The sequence below is a fragment of the Streptococcus sp. GMD1S genome (genome assembly GCF_000296875.1).
In the GTDB taxonomy this organism is placed as follows: Bacteria; Bacillota; Bacilli; order Lactobacillales; family Streptococcaceae; genus Streptococcus.
Map to the genome: position 1 here is coordinate 1 of NZ_AJQY01000146.1, position 1,260 is coordinate 1,260.

Here is a 1,260-nt window from a genome sequence, read left to right on the forward strand (position 1 = left end):
GCTTTAGAGAAGTATTTGAAGCATCCTTCGCTGGTTACGATGAGTTTCTTTTCAGCAGGGATATTGTTAAATTTCTCTTTGGCTTCCTTGTCCAGTTTGTCTAGCTTTTCAGTATAGTCTTTGAGATTTTTTTCGTAGAATTCCTTGTTGCTAGGGTCTTTTGCAATCAACTGTTTAGCGATATTTTTAGCATAAATTATCCCATTTTCAAGGTTGAGCCAAGCGTGTGGGTCTTCTTTGCCTTTCTCGTTTTGACCTTCAAGGTAGATGATATCTACGCCGTCACTAACTGCATAGTAGTCTTTGTTTTCAGTTTTCTTGGCATTTTCGACCAATTTGGTAAACCAAGCATTGCCACCTGTTTCAAGGTTGATACCGTTATAGAAAATGAGGTCAGCCTCAGAAGTTTTCTTTACGTCTTCAGGAAGTGGTTCGTACTCGTGTGGGTCTTGACCAACAGGAACGATACTATGAAGATCAATCTTGTCACCAGCGATATTTTTAGTAATATCAGCAATGATAGAGTTAGTCGCTACAACCTTTAGTTTTTGGTTTGTAGATGCTGTATCTTTTTTCCCACTAGCACAGGCAGCTAATCCAATGATAGAAAGAAAAAGAACGAGCAATGTACCTAATTTTTTCATTAGATTCCTCCAGAAGGGTTTCCCCTTATTTATTGATTTTTTTATTTTTTAGTTTCAAGTATCGTTGCTTTGGAGAGATAAAGAAACTGATTAAGAAGAAGCTGGCAGATGTGAGCACGATGCTGGATCCTGCTGCGAGGTTGAAGCTATAGCCGATAAAGAGTCCCAAAACAGAAGCGGTTGCCCCTAGGGTTGATGAAAGAAAAATCATGCTCTTTAGGCTATTAGCATAAAGGTAAGCCGTCGCAGCTGGGGTGATCAACATGGCCACGATAAGAATCGTTCCAACACTTTGCATGGCAGTGACTGACACAAGGGTCAAGAGCACCATGAGTAGATAGTGATAGAAATTAACAGGCATTCCCATGGCTTTAGCCAAAAGCTCGTCAAAGGATGTAATCAATAGTTGTTTAAAGAAAATCCCGATAATCAAGAGAATCAATGCCCCCACACCAATGGTGATCCACATGTCCGTATCTTGGACAGCGAGGATATTCCCAAAAAGGATATGGAAGAGGTCTGTCGAACTCTTGGCAACACTAATCAAGATGACACCTAAGGCTAAGAAAGATGAAAAGGTAATACCAATGGCAGTGTCACTCTTGATGATAGAGTT

At 40.2% G+C, this 1,260-nt stretch carries 2 protein-coding genes; both read right to left on the reverse strand.

Annotation, left to right across the window (positions count from 1 at the left end; translation table 11 throughout):
• On the reverse strand, window positions 1-644 hold a 644-nt coding region (locus GMD1S_RS07795; protein ID WP_000733062.1), incomplete at its 3' end, for a metal ABC transporter solute-binding protein, Zn/Mn family.
• Window positions 645-669: 25 nt separating this feature from the next.
• The coding region (locus GMD1S_RS07800) for a metal ABC transporter permease (RefSeq protein ID WP_000294973.1) at window positions 670-1,260 on the reverse strand (591 nt) is incomplete at its 5' end.